At 50.4% G+C, this 14,524-nt stretch carries 13 protein-coding genes and 2 tRNA genes; 8 read left to right on the forward strand and 7 right to left on the reverse strand.

The window, feature by feature from the left end:
* The first annotated feature begins 66 nt into the window (after nt 1-66).
* On the forward strand, nt 67-1,260 hold the full coding sequence (gene ilvA / locus AC5RDV_RS12040; protein WP_008625288.1) for a threonine ammonia-lyase: 1,194 nt from the start codon (nt 67-69) through the stop codon (nt 1,258-1,260).
* Between the two features lie 15 nt (nt 1,261-1,275).
* Nucleotides 1,276-1,650: a RidA family protein gene (locus AC5RDV_RS12045; RefSeq protein WP_008625286.1), complete on the forward strand. Its 375-nt coding sequence runs from the start codon at nt 1,276-1,278 to the stop codon at nt 1,648-1,650.
* Between the two features lie 31 nt (nt 1,651-1,681).
* Here the strand turns inward: AC5RDV_RS12045 and AC5RDV_RS12050 are convergent, their stop codons facing one another.
* Both AC5RDV_RS12050 and AC5RDV_RS12055 read right to left on the reverse strand, forming a co-directional pair.
* Nucleotides 1,682-1,882 (reverse strand): hypothetical protein, encoded by a 201-nt coding sequence (locus AC5RDV_RS12050; RefSeq protein ID WP_008625283.1) that lies wholly within the window; start codon nt 1,880-1,882, stop codon nt 1,682-1,684.
* A gap of 10 nt (nt 1,883-1,892) precedes the next feature.
* A complete protein-coding gene (locus AC5RDV_RS12055) occupies nt 1,893-2,510 on the reverse strand; it encodes a lipocalin family protein (protein WP_008625282.1) in 618 nt (205 codons plus the stop codon).
* A gap of 168 nt (nt 2,511-2,678) precedes the next feature.
* Here AC5RDV_RS12055 and AC5RDV_RS12060 point away from each other — a divergent pair, with 168 nt between their 5' ends.
* The 4 genes from AC5RDV_RS12060 to AC5RDV_RS12075 all read left to right on the forward strand — a co-directional run bounded on the left by AC5RDV_RS12060 (nt 2,679) and on the right by AC5RDV_RS12075 (nt 4,634).
* Nucleotides 2,679-3,353 (forward strand): zinc metallopeptidase, encoded by a 675-nt coding sequence (locus tag AC5RDV_RS12060; RefSeq protein WP_008625280.1) that lies wholly within the window; start codon nt 2,679-2,681, stop codon nt 3,351-3,353.
* Nucleotides 3,354-3,365: 12 nt separating this feature from the next.
* Nucleotides 3,366-4,334: a calcium/sodium antiporter gene (locus AC5RDV_RS12065; RefSeq protein WP_282747310.1), complete on the forward strand. Its 969-nt coding sequence runs from the start codon at nt 3,366-3,368 to the stop codon at nt 4,332-4,334.
* A gap of 135 nt (nt 4,335-4,469) precedes the next feature.
* Nucleotides 4,470-4,556 (forward strand) — tRNA-Ser (locus tag AC5RDV_RS12070).
* A gap of 6 nt (nt 4,557-4,562) precedes the next feature.
* A tRNA-Glu gene (locus AC5RDV_RS12075) sits at nt 4,563-4,634 on the forward strand.
* Nucleotides 4,635-4,905: 271 nt separating this feature from the next.
* Here AC5RDV_RS12075 and AC5RDV_RS12080 read toward each other — a convergent pair.
* Genes AC5RDV_RS12080 through AC5RDV_RS12090 form a run of 3 tightly spaced genes read right to left on the reverse strand, consistent with a single transcriptional unit; the run spans nt 4,906 to nt 7,965 of the window.
* A complete protein-coding gene (locus AC5RDV_RS12080) occupies nt 4,906-5,901 on the reverse strand; it encodes a glycosyltransferase family 2 protein (protein WP_282747311.1) in 996 nt (331 codons plus the stop codon).
* Nucleotides 5,898-6,836, reverse strand: coding sequence for a glycosyltransferase family 2 protein (locus AC5RDV_RS12085; RefSeq protein ID WP_282747312.1), 939 nt, complete (start codon nt 6,834-6,836; stop codon nt 5,898-5,900). Before AC5RDV_RS12085 ends, AC5RDV_RS12080 begins: the two co-directional genes overlap by 4 nt.
* Before the next feature lie 25 nt (nt 6,837-6,861).
* A complete protein-coding gene (locus AC5RDV_RS12090) occupies nt 6,862-7,965 on the reverse strand; it encodes a glycosyltransferase family protein (RefSeq protein WP_282747314.1) in 1,104 nt (367 codons plus the stop codon).
* On the opposite strand from AC5RDV_RS12090, the gene AC5RDV_RS12095 reads away from it, so the two are divergent.
* A complete protein-coding gene (locus AC5RDV_RS12095; RefSeq protein ID WP_282747315.1) occupies nt 7,964-9,586 on the forward strand; it encodes an oligosaccharide flippase family protein in 1,623 nt (540 codons plus the stop codon). The two genes, AC5RDV_RS12090 and AC5RDV_RS12095, sit on opposite strands and share 2 nt — an antisense overlap.
* A gap of 506 nt (nt 9,587-10,092) precedes the next feature.
* Here AC5RDV_RS12095 and AC5RDV_RS12100 read toward each other — a convergent pair.
* Nucleotides 10,093-11,664 (reverse strand): glycoside hydrolase family 30 protein, encoded by a 1,572-nt coding sequence (locus AC5RDV_RS12100; protein WP_282747316.1) that lies wholly within the window; start codon nt 11,662-11,664, stop codon nt 10,093-10,095.
* A 124-nt stretch (nt 11,665-11,788) separates the two neighbouring features.
* Between AC5RDV_RS12100 and AC5RDV_RS12105 the strand changes: the two genes are divergently transcribed.
* Nucleotides 11,789-12,808, forward strand: coding sequence for an aldo/keto reductase (locus tag AC5RDV_RS12105; protein ID WP_282747317.1), 1,020 nt, complete (start codon nt 11,789-11,791; stop codon nt 12,806-12,808).
* Between the two features lie 25 nt (nt 12,809-12,833).
* Here the strand turns inward: AC5RDV_RS12105 and AC5RDV_RS12110 are convergent, their stop codons facing one another.
* A complete protein-coding gene (locus AC5RDV_RS12110; RefSeq protein ID WP_428387822.1) occupies nt 12,834-14,450 on the reverse strand; it encodes an RluA family pseudouridine synthase in 1,617 nt (538 codons plus the stop codon).
* Nucleotides 14,451-14,524: the final 74 nt, after the last annotated feature.

Below are 14,524 nucleotides of genomic sequence, written 5' to 3' on the forward strand. Positions count from 1 at the left end.
ATAAAAACACGTATGAAGGAGGTTGTTTGAATTCTTTTTTGCATTTTTGCATATAAAAATACGACTATGTTGAATTTGGATGACTTTTACAGGGCAAGATACGTCTTAGGTAATGTGGTGCGCCGGACGGATTTGATTTATGCGCCCAAAATCAATCAGGAAAGTGAGATTTACCTGAAACCCGAAAATTTGCAGGTGACCGGCTCTTTCAAGCTGAGGGGAGCTTGTTATAAGATATCTCAGTTGGGCGATGAGGAGAAGGCTAAGGGCGTGATTGCCTGCTCGGCCGGGAATCACGCCCAGGGGGTGGCACTCGGGGCTGCCAAATATGGCATTAAATCTCTGATATGCTTGCCAGAGGGGGCACCAATCAGTAAGGTGGAAGCTACACGTCGGTTGGGGGCCGACATTTGTTTGGTACCCGGCGTGTACGATGACGCCTACCGCAAGGCTTTGGAACTGCGTGATGAATTCGGGTACACCTTCATACATCCTTTCGACGACGAGAAGGTGATAGCCGGACAAGGAACGATTGGTTTGGAGCTGATTGAACAGTTGCCGGACGTGGATACAGTGATTGTGCCGATAGGAGGCGGAGGATTGGCCAGTGGAATCGCCTTTGCCATCAAGACTTTGAACCCGAAGATAAAGGTGTATGGCGTACAGGCCTGTGGGGCACCAGGCATGTTGCGGAGCCTCGAACACCAGAAAATAGAATGCTTGGACGCAGTGTCTACGATTGCAGACGGGATAGCGGTGAAAGAGCCGGGGGAACTTACTTACCGGACATGCAAACAGTATCTCGACGGGGTCGTGACGGTGACGGAAGATGAGATATGTGCCGCAATCCTGGCATTGATAGAACAGCATAAACTGATTGCGGAAGGAGCCGGAGCCGTCAGTGTGGCTGCCGCCATGTTCAACAAGGTGCCCGTAAAAGGGCGCAAGACCGTTTGTGTCGTGAGCGGCGGCAATATCGACGTGACGATATTGAGCCGCGTGATTAACCGCGGGCTTTCCAAAAGCGGGCGGATATACACCTTTTGCGTGGAACTGGACGATAAGCCGGGGCAGTTGTTCGTGGTCAGCCAGATTGCCGCGTCGGTGGGAGCGAATATCATAAGCGTGTATCACGAGCGGAATGATGACACGTCTAACGTCACGGCCTGTTGGTTGCGGGTCCAGGTGGAAACTCGTAATGCGGAACATGTACAGGAACTCCAGCTTGCATTGAAAAATGCAGGTTTAAAACTAATATAAATAAAAAAGGATTTTATGAAAGCTTTACACACGAAATCGGCACCAGCTGCCATCGGCCCTTACAGTCAGGCCATTGAAGTGAATGGATTTGTTTTTGCTTCCGGCCAAATACCTATTGATCCGGCTACCGGGGAATTTGTCGAAGGCGGTATCAAAGAACAAACCCGTCAGGCATTGACAAATGCCGCCCATATCATGGCGGAAGCCGGCATCGACTTGTCGCACGTGGTCAAGACTACGGTCTTTTTGGCAGATATGGCAGATTTTGCCGCTATGAACGAGGTATATTCCACATTCTTTAAGGAACCTTTTCCCGCACGTTCGGCAGTTGCCGTGAAGGCATTGCCTAAAGGTGCGTTGGTGGAAGTGGAATGCGTGGGCGCCAAATAAGCCTGACTGCTCATTACAACCGGGAAACTTTCTAATAGTGGTCATAATGTGTGACCTCGGGAGTTTCCCGACTTGTATTTTCTTCGAAGCGGCTGCACAGCCGTTTGGCTTCGGCCACGTAGCGTTCGCCGGTCCAGTTGCATTCACAGATAATGGGGTTTTTCATCCATTGCATGTATTTGCCGTGCTTACAGTCGTAGCACTTTACCATTTTGTCTTTATTGCCAGCCATAATATTTCTTTTATGATATGCGATGGAACTTCTCGGGAATCTTCTTGCGGCTACTTTGTAGTATTAAGGAGTCCGGTGTCAGTTTTAAAATATCCAACGTGTCGTTTCTCGTTGCTGTTCCGTGTACGCCTTCGCTTTCCTGTAACAGAATTAATTTGCAGTTGTACAGGCTCCATTGGTTGTAGTGGTATGTGCCGGCAGATAAAGACCGGGCTTTACCGTTCATTTCCAATTGGAATCCGTGTTGTTTGTCAGTGTCCGATTGCCAGTTTCTTTGTGTGAGTTGGTTGATGTTCAAGGCCACGTTTACACTTTGGTTGTCATCGCACGTCGTAATGGCATATTGGTCTGTGTAGTTCGCTATTTCGCCCAATATACGTCCCGGTTCCCCCGTTTTTTCGTTGGTCTTGTTTAACGCCAATGTGTCGCCGTCGTGGGTAATAAGCTCAAGGCTGCTCATCCCCGTGCCTTCTCCCAAATGACCGTAGAAAGCCGTGTCGGGCGGATAAACCGTCACAGAATCATTCTCCTCCATATAGTCTTTGCTTTGTTGCCCACCGGTACATCCCGTCAAGAGGCTTGTTGCGGCCGCCATTGAAAGCAAGGGGTATATCAGACCTTTTCTCATGTGTTTTATGCTTATTTGTGAATACTGACTTACAAATATACTAATTATTCAAAAAAGACCGGTCTTATTCTTGTTTTATTTATCGTATTCAACATTTCTTCGCTATTTTTGCGTGCGTTGGCATGATGTTTGAATTATTACTTTATAAAACCATTTAATAAATATAATATGTATTGGATTCTTTTTATCGGTATTGCCTTGGCCAGTTGGTTGGTACAGGCTAATTTGAAGAACAAGTTCGAAAAGTATTCGAAAATTCCTATCGACGGAGGATTGACCGGACGTGACATCGCTGTGAAGATGTTGCATGACAACGGGATATATGACGTGGAAGTGGTAAGTACGTCGGGCTCGCTGACCGACCACTACAATCCGGCTAACAAAACGGTCAATTTGAGTGAAGATGTATATGGCACGTGCAGTGTGGCAGCGGCAGCTGTGGCGGCACATGAATGCGGCCACGCCGTGCAGCACGCCCATGCTTATGCTCCGTTGAAGATGAGGAGCAGTCTGGTGCCGGTCATTTCTTTTGCTTCCAATTGGATGATGTGGGTATTGCTCATCGGGATGTTTACGCTGAATGTGTTCCCTCAAATCATGTTGTTCGGAATCATTTTGTTTGCTGCCACGACCTTGTTCAGCTTTATAACCTTGCCGGTAGAAATCGATGCAAGCCGTCGTGCCGTCAAATGGTTGAGTGAGGCCGGCGTGACGAATAACCGGAATTATGGGGCTGCCGTATCGGCTCTTCGTTCTGCCGCGTATACTTATGTCGTAGCGGCTTTAGGTTCTTTGGCCACCTTATTATATTATGTCATGATCTTCCTCGGTCGTCGGGACTAAAAAGCCGGGGGTATGTTTTTAACAGTAGTATTACTTTTAGTCGGCATCGCGCTTGTATTGCTCGGTGCCGACAAGTTGACGGACGGTGCAACCGGTTTGGCGCGGCGGTTCAACGTGACCGAAATGGTGATAGGCTTGACGGTAGTGGCCTTTGGGACGTCGTTGCCGGAGTTTGTGACCAGTTTTATGTCGGCATTGAAAGGAAGCAGTGAGATTTCTATCGGTAATATAGTGGGAAGCAATACGTTTAATGTGTTAATGATTGTGGGGTGTTCGGCTTTAGCCAGTCCCATTATCATCAGCAAGTCTACTATTCACAAAGATATTCCCTTTGCTATTTTGGCTACGTCTTCCCTCATCGTCGTATCATTGGATGTGGTGTTGGACGGCGGACAATTTGAGAACCTGATTTCGCGTACCGACGGATTGATGCTGTTGGGGTTCTTTGCCGTATTCATGTTCTATACGTTTTCCATCGCCCGTAACAAAGACGGTGCAGGCGAGCAGCCGCAGGCCTTGCAAATAGCTCCGATGTCTTACGGTCGTATATTCCTTTATGTCATATTGGGATTGGCCGGTCTTGTGTTCGGGGGAAACTTATTTGTGGATGCGGCTACAGAGATTGCGCTCAGTATGGGAGTAAGCGAAACGGTAGTGGGGTTGACTTTGGTGGCCGCCGGGACGTCGCTTCCGGAACTTGCCACTTCTATTGTGGCAGCCAAGAAGGGAAGTTCTGCCATTGCAATAGGGAATGTGGTAGGAAGCAATATCTTCAATATTTTCTTTGTGATGGGCTTTTGTGCGACCGTATCCCCGATGCCCGTGGGGAGTATTTCATATTTCGATTTAGGGCTTATGCTTTTAAGTATCCTGATTCTCTGGTGTTTCTCTTATACAAAACGGACGATTGAGCGTTGGGAAGGTGGAGTCATGGTGGCAGTTTATTTGGTTTATTTGGCTTATCTGATTCATCAGACATAGAGGAAAGAGAAAACTTTTTGAGTTTTATTGGAAAAAAGTGCTCCAAAGGCTTGCAAGTTTAAATAAAAGGAGCTACCTTTGCATCGCAATTCAGGAAAACACCTGCTGAAAGGCAGGGGCAATCCAAGGAAGCAAGGAAGTTTGGGTGAGTGGCTGAAACCACCAGTTTGCTAAACTGACGTGCGGGTTACCGTACCGGGGGTTCGAATCCCCCAGCTTCCGCTCCAAGGCGTCTTCGTCTAGCGGCTAGGACACATGCCTCTCACGCATGCAACACGGGTTCGATTCCCGTAGACGCTACAAATTGGAAATCAAGCGGTTACATTTCAATGTAACCGCTTTTCTGTTTGTTTATTCTGCTGAACTAAGAATATGAGTGTGGGTTGTATGATTTATAAAAAAGAAAACAAGTCCCTATACTCACGTACGAGGACTTGCCAAATACCTTTCTAATACCTTTAAACTAAAGTTCTATAATTAGAACAGTACAAAGATAGTCAAATACTTTGTGATATACTTCTTTCATAAACTCTTTTTATGTTATTTTGTTGTTGTGCAAACAATCGGTCAGCTATGAGGCATGTCCTGCATGGCGCAATTGAAGAAGACGAAACATTTTACTGAGGACGACGGCACATAATGGTTTAAAAGTACACCAACGTACGATGGTGTAAGGGAAAGAGTAGAAACGTGGGGTAAGGGGGTACAGTCCCGCCCGTTTCATGTTTTCCAGTGTTTCGAGCAGGAAAGCCGTGTCTGGACTGTCGCCTAACAGCATGTACACCATGGACATGCGCAACATGTCAATTCGTCTGTTCAAGGCTATGGCGGCATTGCCTTCCATTTGTCGGCCTTTGTCTGTGAGGCAAAGAATGATATGCTGCAAATCGGAATAACGTTTTTTTATGATTTTTCGGTCAGGATGGTGTACAATCGAGTATTGTCGCTGAAAGTAGGCATAAGCCGGCAGGTTGGTTATGATGACATGCCGTGCCTTTAGGAATAGGAGTGGGGTGAACTCTTCGTCTTCATGGTAAATTCCGGATGTGAACCTCAGGTCACCGAGTGCAGACTTTTTGAATATATAGCCACAAGCGCTACCGTGCAAATTGTGTTTGAGCATGAAATCAGTTCCGCTTCCTTGAAAGACTGTTTGCCAAGTCGGGACATTCGTATCCCATAATCCCGTATGATAGACTTTTTTAAACTCGAATGACAAAAGCTCCGGATGTTTTTCTCCTAAAACATCCAAGATTTTGGAAAAAGCTTTTTGGAATAGAAAATCATCCGCATCTAAAAATTGAATATATTCCTTTTGAGCCATTTCAATGCCCGTATTCCTTGCCCCTCCTAATCCTGAGTTGGGTTGGGCATAGTAATGGATACGCGGGTCGTCCAGTGAACCGAGGTAGTCTTCCGCTTCGTGTCCGGGCGTACCGTCGTTTATGACCCAAACTTCCCAATCGGCCTTTTGTCCCAAGCGCAAGATACTTGTTATGGCGCGGGCAAGCAGCGGAAGCTCTACCTTGTAATAAGGGATAATGAAACTGATTGACGGTTTGTTCATCGCTTTAGTACTTTACGGGTTCGTGCCACAATGCTGCAATAATGGTTGCCGCTGAGTGCTTTCAGTATAGCTTTAATTCGGTAGTTCAGCGGACGAGGGGTAAACAAGGCGCGGTGTAATGGTATCTTGCGTTCGGGGATACACAAGTATCCTCCGAATTGTATCCGCATGATTTGGTGGTCGCACAAGTGTAAGTAAGCCTCGTCCAAATCCTGTTCGCTTAGGTCAGTGTTGTCCGACAAAGTGTGATATAACATGAGGTTGGCCTGAAGAAGGTCGTTGATACCCTTGTCACAGAAAGTGTTGGAGATAGAACCTTGGCGACTGCAATAATAATATAACCCTTTGTCCGAACGCAGGATGCATCGTGCTTGGCGCAATACGGCCGGGATGGTGAAGACATCTTCATACCATTTGCCTTCCGGAAAGCGGAGAGACTTCCACAACGAGCGTTTATAAATTTTGTTCCAAGCATAACTATGTATGTAACCTTTGCGGCGTGCCCATCCGGTGTAGTCCGTGATTTCGCATGCTCCGGGCATGTAGCGGTAGGCTTTTGCCGTACCGTGGTAAACGCATACGGGATATTCCAGGACATCCGCTTCGGGGTGTAAGGCCAACAATTCCATATTGGCTTGCAGTGTATTCGGGGAGATATAATCGTCAGAGTCAATGAATGTGACATATTCTCCCTGTGCCTCATCCAGTCCCTTGTTGCGCGCCGCACTCAGGCCACGGTTTTCAAGGCAATGGATGACACGGAACCGTCTGTCTTTCCGTAACCATGCGTCACAAAGTGCTCCGCTTCCGTCCGGCGAACCATCGTCCACGAGGATGACTTCATAGTCTTCCACGTTTTGCCGGACGATGCTTTTCAGGCAGAAGTCAAGGTAGGCTTCCACCTTGTATACAGGAATTATGATGGTGAGTTTCATGCTTCGCTTTTAAGGCTTCAATGTTTTAAGTTCTACTCTTCCAGAATTCGACATATTGTTCCGCTACTTTCAGGTGGTCGTGATGGCGACGGACGTATTGCGTGCTTTCCGCAGACAGTCGGGCGATATCCTCAGGATGCTGTATAAGTCTTTCCAGTTTAGCGTACACGTCATCAAAAGAAGGGAGTACGTTGACGATAGGGCGCAGTTCTTTTTCCCTCAGTATGTCATAATTCTCCTCTTCACCCCCTCCTACGACAACCAGACCCTTGGCCATGGCGCACAGGGCGTTCATGGCCGGCGTGTAGGAATAAAGTTGGTCCAACAACACGTCGCTGTGGTCCATCATCCGGCTATATTGTGCAAACGGTACGGATTCCGCTTTCACGATTTCTATCCGGTCGGGATAACGTGCGGCTAATTCCACCAATGCTTTGTACATGATGTCTGTCCCCTTGTAAGCATTCCGTTTGCGCTGTATGCCGATGAAAAAACGCGTCCGTTCCGTTTCGGGATGGGGGATGTGTGGCGTGGTTTCCGACAAGTTGATGGGGAAGGGGATGAATTGCGTCTTTTCCGGAAAGTGCTGCCGATAACAAGCGTCGTATTCATAGAGGCCGCAGACTATGCCGTTGCAATCGTCGGCTATGAAACGGTTCAGTTTGCCTTTGGGGCCGTTCAGCCATTCGGCGATGAACCGGTCGTTGTCGGGGTTCATTCGGATTTCCGTTCCGATGTTGAAGTCGGAGTAACGGAATACTTGGCGGTCCAACCCTGTTTTTACCCAGTAATAGTCCATGCCGAATGCCCCGAGAAATACTTTCCGGTTGTGCCGGCGCAGGAAACGGTAAATGGGTAACAGGCGTTCCGCGCGTAGTTCGAGAAAAATAGGATTGATGAGTTGCACCACATCATATCCTCTCATGAAAGGGAGAACCCGGGCCACACGGAAAAGGAAATCCATCGTGTCCATTTTTCCTGTAGACTTCCGATGCAAGTCGATGTCGCGAGGATAGTTTTTCCAACCGTCACCGTCCGACACTACTGTGACGGAATGCCCCAAGGCACGTAGACCCTGTGCCAAGGTCCAATGCACGTTACTATATTCGCCAAGTAATAGGACTTTCATGATATTTTTAGACAAAGGTACGGAAAATAAATGGAAATGCCGTATCTTTGTCTCCTATATTATGAGTGAGACACAAGAAATAAAAGACGGTTTGACGGCCTCGGAAGAAACGGAAGCCCGGGAAGACGCGACTTACGACCACATCGTAAAATACACGGGTTTTCTGGGAGGCATACAGGTGCTTACGATATTGGTCAACGTGGTGCGTAACAAATTGGCGGCCGTTCTGCTCGGTACAGCCGGAGTGGGACTTTCGGCTTTGTACCAGAGCGTCATCGGTTTCCTGCACAACACGTCGAATCTGGGCATTTCGTTCAGTTCCATTAAGGAGATTGCGGAATTTTACGGAGGAAACCATCCGGAAAAAGTTCTCCGGCAGGTAGAAGTGGTGCGTACGTGGAGCGTATGGACGGGGGGGGCCGGCCTGCTGTTGTGCCTGCTGTTGTCGCCTGCCATAAGTTATTGGGCTTTTGGCGATGCATCCCATATCCTTTCTCTCTGTTTGCTTTCTCCCGTTATGGGGTTTATGGCCGTTACGGTGGGTGAAATCTCTATCTTGAAAGCCGTCCGGCGGTTGAAGCGCGTGGCTGTGATTTCCGTGTTGGGGGCTGCGGCCACTTTGTTGTTGACGATTCCTTTTTATTGCTTTTGGGGAATTTCGGGAGTTGTACCAGCATTGGTTGTCAGCACGTTCGGGATAATGGTCGTCCATCTGTGCCTTTCCTTGCCTGTTTTTCCTTGGTGCGTGGACTTGCTGAGCCGGGAGTATTTCCGCAAGGGATGGAGCATGGTACGCGTTGGCGTGCCTTATATCATGGCCATGGTGGTGAACATGTCGGTAGGGATGGGGATTTCGCTTTTCATTACCAATTGGGGCTCGTTGTCCGACGTGGGGTTGTACGGCATGGGCTATAATCTGGTGTTTGCCTACGCCGGGGTGGTGTTCACGGCAGTAGAGGCCGATTACTTTCCGCGTTTGTCGTCGGTACATGCCGATGCTGGGCGGATGAATCTGGCCATCAACCGGCAGATAAAAGTCTGCGTGTTGCTCATGTCGCCTTTTCTTGTTTTATTCATGATATCCATGCCGTTGGTTGTCAGGTTGTTGTATACCTCTTCTTTTTTACCGATGACAGGCATGGCGGTGTGTGCTTCCATGCACATGTTTTTCAAATCGATGACGCTCCCCGTGGCTTATACTTCGTTGGCCAAAGGCGATGCCGTCATGTATTTGTGCATGGAGGCGGCCTACGACATCTTTATGGCCGTGTGCGTGATGGTCGGTTTTGTGTACGCGGGTATTTTGGGCACGGGAATTGCCTTGGCTTTGGCCGGAGTGTTCGATTGGTGGATGATTTATGCCGTATACGGGCGACGCTACGGCTTCAAGTCTGACAAGGCGGCACGTTCGTTCATCGCGGCGCAGTTTCTTTGCGTGGCGGCGGCTTTGTATTTGGGCATGCAGCCCGAAATATGGCTCAAGGTCGCAGCAGGCGGATGCGTATTAGGTGTCAGCGTGTGGCTTTCGGCTTCGGCGATTCGTAAGGAGATTACTTTGTTTTCCGAATTGAAAAGAAAAATCGGCGGACGGTTCGGGAAAAGGCGGCGGCTGTCAAAATGACAAACCTGTCCGTGTGAGAATCCGTTATATACAGCCGGCAGGGAAGTCGCGCCGGAATACGCGAATCTCGTGCATCGGCTTTCGGGCAAATGGACAGGAAAATCCGCTTGGCACTTTACAAAGAGGGGCGGAACGGCATGTTTGCCGCCCGTGTTTTCAGATGGCTGTAAGCGGAAAGTGTTTTTCTTTGTCCTTTTGTTTTTCTTTTTTGTAGGCAAAAAAGTTTCAGCCAGACGAAAATGGAGTGTTTTCGGCATGTTTTATTTCCGTTTTCTTCTTGTTTTTGGCGCAGGTGGAAGCCATAGGCGTTTCAATCTGCGGAGAACTTTTTTCCGTTTGGCTGTGAATGAAAAATCGCTTTCAGCCAAAAGAATTGCATATATGCGGATTGGCAGCGCATATATGCAATTCAGGTGCATTTTTATTCAGGCATATTGTTCTTTTACCGTCTAAAATGCCGGATTTTGCCTGATGGCGATTCTTGAAAAACTGACAAAATGTTCGTCTTACTGGCTTACAAACGTTACAATCGAGCGTGCAGGGATGACGGTTTGTTTTCCGTTGCCTACCTTGCCGATAGGCAGCAAGTTTTTTCCCGCTCCTTCGGCCGTCAGGTAGGGTTGCCAGCTTTTTACTTTCCGGTCATCCACGTGGAAGGTCATGCTTTTCTCTTCGGTGGCATAATTCACTACGACCATGACCCACGAGCCGTCTGCGTTCCGGTAGGCGGTGCACATCAATCCCGTGCGGTCTGTGTCGCCTTCCGTCACGGCGCGTCCCGTCTTGTCGGTGGCGGTAATGCCCATACGGGTGGCGCCCGGACGGACAAAACGGCTGTAGTTGCCTAAAGCCCAAAGCAGTTTGGAGTCCACCACGCGCCCGTCCGTCCCCTCGCGGTTGCTGAACTCACGCAAGAGCCCGTCCTTGTAGTCCCCGCCCACGGCACGCCACCACTGCCAACTTCGCGCTCCGGCATAGACGATGTCGTGATGTATGATACGTGCCACGTATAGGGCTGTCTTCATCGTACGGTCGTAACCGCCTCCGCCGCCTATTTCTTCATCATTGCCCATGATGCAGGTTTCCGTTTGCCAGAATTGCACGTTGTATTTGTCCAACGTGTCTTTCAGTTGCATGCGGATGCCGCGCAGGGCTTCCAAGGGAGTGTTGGTCCAGTAACTGTGTCCGGCCATGAGGCGCGGCACGTTCGGGGTGTCGCCCAGATAAGTGTCCGTGCTGTCCGGACAGAAAAACGACTGGATGGCATACCCTCTCTGCCAGTCGGTCATGTGGGTGGCGAACATGCAACGGTAGTCCGACGATTCGTTGATGAGGATTTTCGTGTCCAACCCTTTCCGGGTAAACGCTTGGCTGAATGCCCGTGCCAGTCCGGCGATTTCACGGTTGGTGGCCGGTGTGCCTTCCTGTTTCGGGCCTACCCAATTCCAGTGGCCGTCCGGTTCATTGACGGGGCAGACGTAGGAGAGCTTGATGCCGTCATGCTGTTCCAACCCTTTCACCACGTTGGCTGCGAATAGGGCAAAATCGCCGTAATGTTCCGTTTTCAGGTTCAGCGTCCCGCCCCGCCCGGTGTTGGTAGCCAGTCCGTTTTGGGTAAAGTACACTGGGGGCGAATTGAAAAATCCGATGAAAGTCCTTACGCCCCGTTCTTGGGCCATGCGCAGGAAGTTGCGTTGTCCGGGCTGCTGCGTCCAGTCGTACGTGCCGTCTGGCCGGAGGAAGCATCCCGTGCGCATCCAATGTGAGCCGATGCCGCTTTCGCGTCCTTGGTCATGGCTGCCTGCCCCGATGTTGAAACGCCATATCGAAAGCCCGATGCCGAGGGGTTGCCCCTTGCTGTCATTCTCGGTACTGAATAGCCAGTCGGCCGTTTGCAACCGCACGCTGTCGGGCCACAGGCCGATGTGTTGCATGCTCCAGGCATCCGAAGCCCCGAAACCGTCCATCGTCTGTAGTGGCGTACGAGCATCTATTTCGAAATGGGAAGCGCCTTTTTGCGCTTGTGCGGAAATTGAAATCAGGATGGCGCAACAACATGCGCTGAAAGTGTGTTTCATGTGAAATAAATCTATTATGTGATAATAATGGACAAAGATAGGAAGTTTTACCGGGAGAGTCAGGCGGATTTATGGTTTTTTCATTATTTTTGCGCCAGACACTTCTAAAACAGTTATAAGGTTTATGTTGAATCCCATTTATTCTCCGGCATCCGACCGGTATGAAAACGGTATGCGCTACCGTCGCAGCGGGCGTAGCGGCGTGCTCCTTCCTGAAGTTTCTTTAGGGTTGTGGCATAATTTCGGTGACGTCAATCCTTTGTCCCATTCGTTGGCGATGGCGCATTATGCTTTCGACCATGGCATCACGCATTTCGATTTGGCGAACAATTACGGCCCTTCGTATGGCAGTGCCGAAGAGACCTTCGGATTCATCATGAAGAAATCCTTCAAGCCTTATCGCGACGAGCTGTTTGTGTCGACCAAGGCCGGTTACGACATGTGGCCCGGCCCCTACGGGAACTGGGGAAGCCGCAAGTCGCTCATGGCCAGTCTCGACCAGAGCCTCGTGCGTATGGGGTTGGATTATGTGGACGTGTTCTATTCCCATCGTTACGACCCAGAGACTCCGTTGGAAGAAACGATGCAGGCTTTGGTTGACATCGTGCGACAAGGCAAGGCGCTTTATGTGGGGCTTTCCAAATATCCGGCCGACAAGGCCGAAGAGGCTTACCGTTATTTGGAAGCGCGCGACGTGCATTGCCTGTTGTATCAAGGGCGTTACAACCTGTTCGACCGCGCTCCGGAAGAGGAGGGCATTTTGGGACAGGCCCGGGCGTACGGGGTTGGGTTTATTGCTTTTTCACCGTTGGCACAAGGTTTGCTCACGTCCCGCTATCTGCAAGGCGTGCCCGAAGATTCGCGCATGGCACAAGGGCGTTTCTTGAAACGCGAGGTACTGACAGAAGCGGTCTTGGGGAAAATCAAAGCCTTGGATCGGGTGGCCGCAGAGCGGAGGCAGACGTTGGCCGAAATGTCCTTGGCTTGGGTTTTGAAGGACGAACTGGTTACATCCGTTATTATCGGGGCAAGTTCCGTGGCACAACTCGAAGACAACCTGAAGGCCTTGCGGAAAGTGGATTTCTCGAAAGAGGAATTGGATCGGATTGAAGCCATTTGCCATACGCCTGACGGCGGGCAGTGAGCACCGGTTGGTGCCTTTCCTCCCGTCAGAACGGGGCAGGTGCCGTAATGCTGACCCAACGTCCGGTCTTGAAATGGCGGAAGGCCACGGTCTCGGCATGCAGGAAGAGGCGGGAGGCCCGACGGCCATACAGGTTGTCGCCTACGATAGGGGTGTCCAATCCTTCCGGATGGGCGGCATGCACCCGCAACTGGTGGGTGCGCCCCGTGAGGGGATAGAAAGCCACGCGGGTTTGGCCGCAGCTGCGCGACAAGACCTCGAAGCGCGTGACGGCGGCTTTGCCGTGTGCCGTGCTCACCATTTGCCGTGGGCGGTCGTCCGGGTTGGGGCAGAGGGGAAGACGGATAAAGCCTTCGTCGTCCGTTACCGTACCGTCGAGCAAAGCGACGTACCTTTTTTTGATGTGCCGCGTTTCAAACAGTTGTTGCAACTGCCGGTGCGTTTCCGGGTCTTTGGCAATGAGGAGCACTCCCGAGGTGTCCATGTCCAGACGGTGCACCAAGAGCGGCCCCGTGGCCTCAGGAAAATGCGCACGCGCCCAACTCCATACGGAAGGAGCATCGCCCTTGCCGGGTACGGAAAGCATGCCGGCCGGTTTGTTGACTGCAACCATCCATTCGTCTTCGTAGACGAGTTCCGGTTCGTGGTCAAGGTGCTTGCTGCTTTCATGGGCGTTGGGTTCCACATCCAGCCCCTGTAACATGTGGCCGAGTATCGGCTCGCATTTGCTTTTGCATGCCGGATAGTAGTAACCGTGTTTGCGTATTTCCGTTTCCGGCGAAGCCCCCCACCAGAATTCGGCCATGGCCAAAGGACGGTAGCCGTGACGGTAGGCATATTGCAGCAATTTGGGGGCGGCACACTCTCCGGCACCCGATGGCGGTACGGTCCGCCCGTGTTCCCGGAAAATTTGCCACAGGTCTTTCTCCTCCCCCCGTGCGTTCAGCATGCGGAATTGGGCGAAAAGCCAATTTTGCAGCAGGATGGAGCGGTGTTTCCGTTCGGTTTTCAGCGCCTCTATTTCTTCATCGGACCGTTTCAGGGCAGTTTCAACCTCTTCGAGTTTGGCTTTCCATTGCTTTTCCAACCGTTTGTATTCAGCTTTCAGGAACTGGCTTTCACGGGTGAGCTGTTCTTCCGTGAAGTCGTTGCGGTCTGATGCCCGTAACAAATCCCTTTGCCGTTTGGCTTTTTTCAATGCGTCGCGAGCTTCTTTCAATGCCTGTTCGCCGGCTGCTTTCCTGTCGGCAGCCTGTTGGAGCAGTGCGACACGCATATCGCTATGTTCCAACATTCCGATACGGTGGTTTATTTGGGATATTTGTGCTTCTTCTGTCTTGAAAAAACCGTCCGGCTGCAACAAATCAAAAACGGGCGGTACGAAGAAGCCGTGGTCGTTGCGACCGCAAAGAATGCCGGAATAAGCCGCCAAGAAGCCTGTCTTTCCGTCTTTCTGCACGACTAATACGCCAAACATTTTTCCTTTGTTCAGTTCCGTTTTCCAGTCGGTGCGGAGCGTGAGATAGCGGCACACTTCTTCGGCCGCGCATACGGATAAAGGGTGCGGTTCGTAGTGGAACGGACAGGTAAACATGTCTGGAATGTCCGATATTTCCGGTTGGGGCGTAAAGGGATGGAATATGGAGGCTGTTTCTTTCATTGTGGCTTGGTTCGTGTCCCGATCAGGCTTTGTTTGTCATTTTCGGAACCTTGTTT

The sequence above is a fragment of the Paraprevotella sp. genome (genome assembly GCF_986071375.1).

Excerpts from the sequence above, each read along its gene's own strand:
- AC5RDV_RS12055 (WP_008625282.1), bottom strand. The coding sequence starts at position 2,510 with ATGAGAAAAGGTCTGATATACCCCTTGCTTTCAATGGCGGCCGCAACA.
- AC5RDV_RS12090 (WP_282747314.1), bottom strand. The coding sequence starts at position 7,965 with ATGAAAGTCCTATTACTTGGCGAATATAGTAACGTGCATTGGACCTTG.
- AC5RDV_RS12095 (WP_282747315.1), top strand. The coding sequence starts at position 7,964 with ATGATATTTTTAGACAAAGGTACGGAAAATAAATGGAAATGCCGTATC.
- AC5RDV_RS12050 (WP_008625283.1), bottom strand. The coding sequence starts at position 1,882 with ATGGCTGGCAATAAAGACAAAATGGTAAAGTGCTACGACTGTAAGCAC.
- AC5RDV_RS12065 (WP_282747310.1), top strand. The coding sequence starts at position 3,366 with ATGTTTTTAACAGTAGTATTACTTTTAGTCGGCATCGCGCTTGTATTG.
- AC5RDV_RS12045 (WP_008625286.1), top strand. The coding sequence starts at position 1,276 with ATGAAAGCTTTACACACGAAATCGGCACCAGCTGCCATCGGCCCTTAC.
- AC5RDV_RS12080 (WP_282747311.1), bottom strand. The coding sequence starts at position 5,901 with ATGAACAAACCGTCAATCAGTTTCATTATCCCTTATTACAAGGTAGAG.
- ilvA (WP_008625288.1), top strand. The coding sequence starts at position 67 with ATGTTGAATTTGGATGACTTTTACAGGGCAAGATACGTCTTAGGTAAT.
- AC5RDV_RS12085 (WP_282747312.1), bottom strand. The coding sequence starts at position 6,836 with ATGAAACTCACCATCATAATTCCTGTATACAAGGTGGAAGCCTACCTT.
- AC5RDV_RS12060 (WP_008625280.1), top strand. The coding sequence starts at position 2,679 with ATGTATTGGATTCTTTTTATCGGTATTGCCTTGGCCAGTTGGTTGGTA.
- AC5RDV_RS12105 (WP_282747317.1), top strand. The coding sequence starts at position 11,789 with ATGTTGAATCCCATTTATTCTCCGGCATCCGACCGGTATGAAAACGGT.
- AC5RDV_RS12100 (WP_282747316.1), bottom strand. The coding sequence starts at position 11,664 with ATGAAACACACTTTCAGCGCATGTTGTTGCGCCATCCTGATTTCAATT.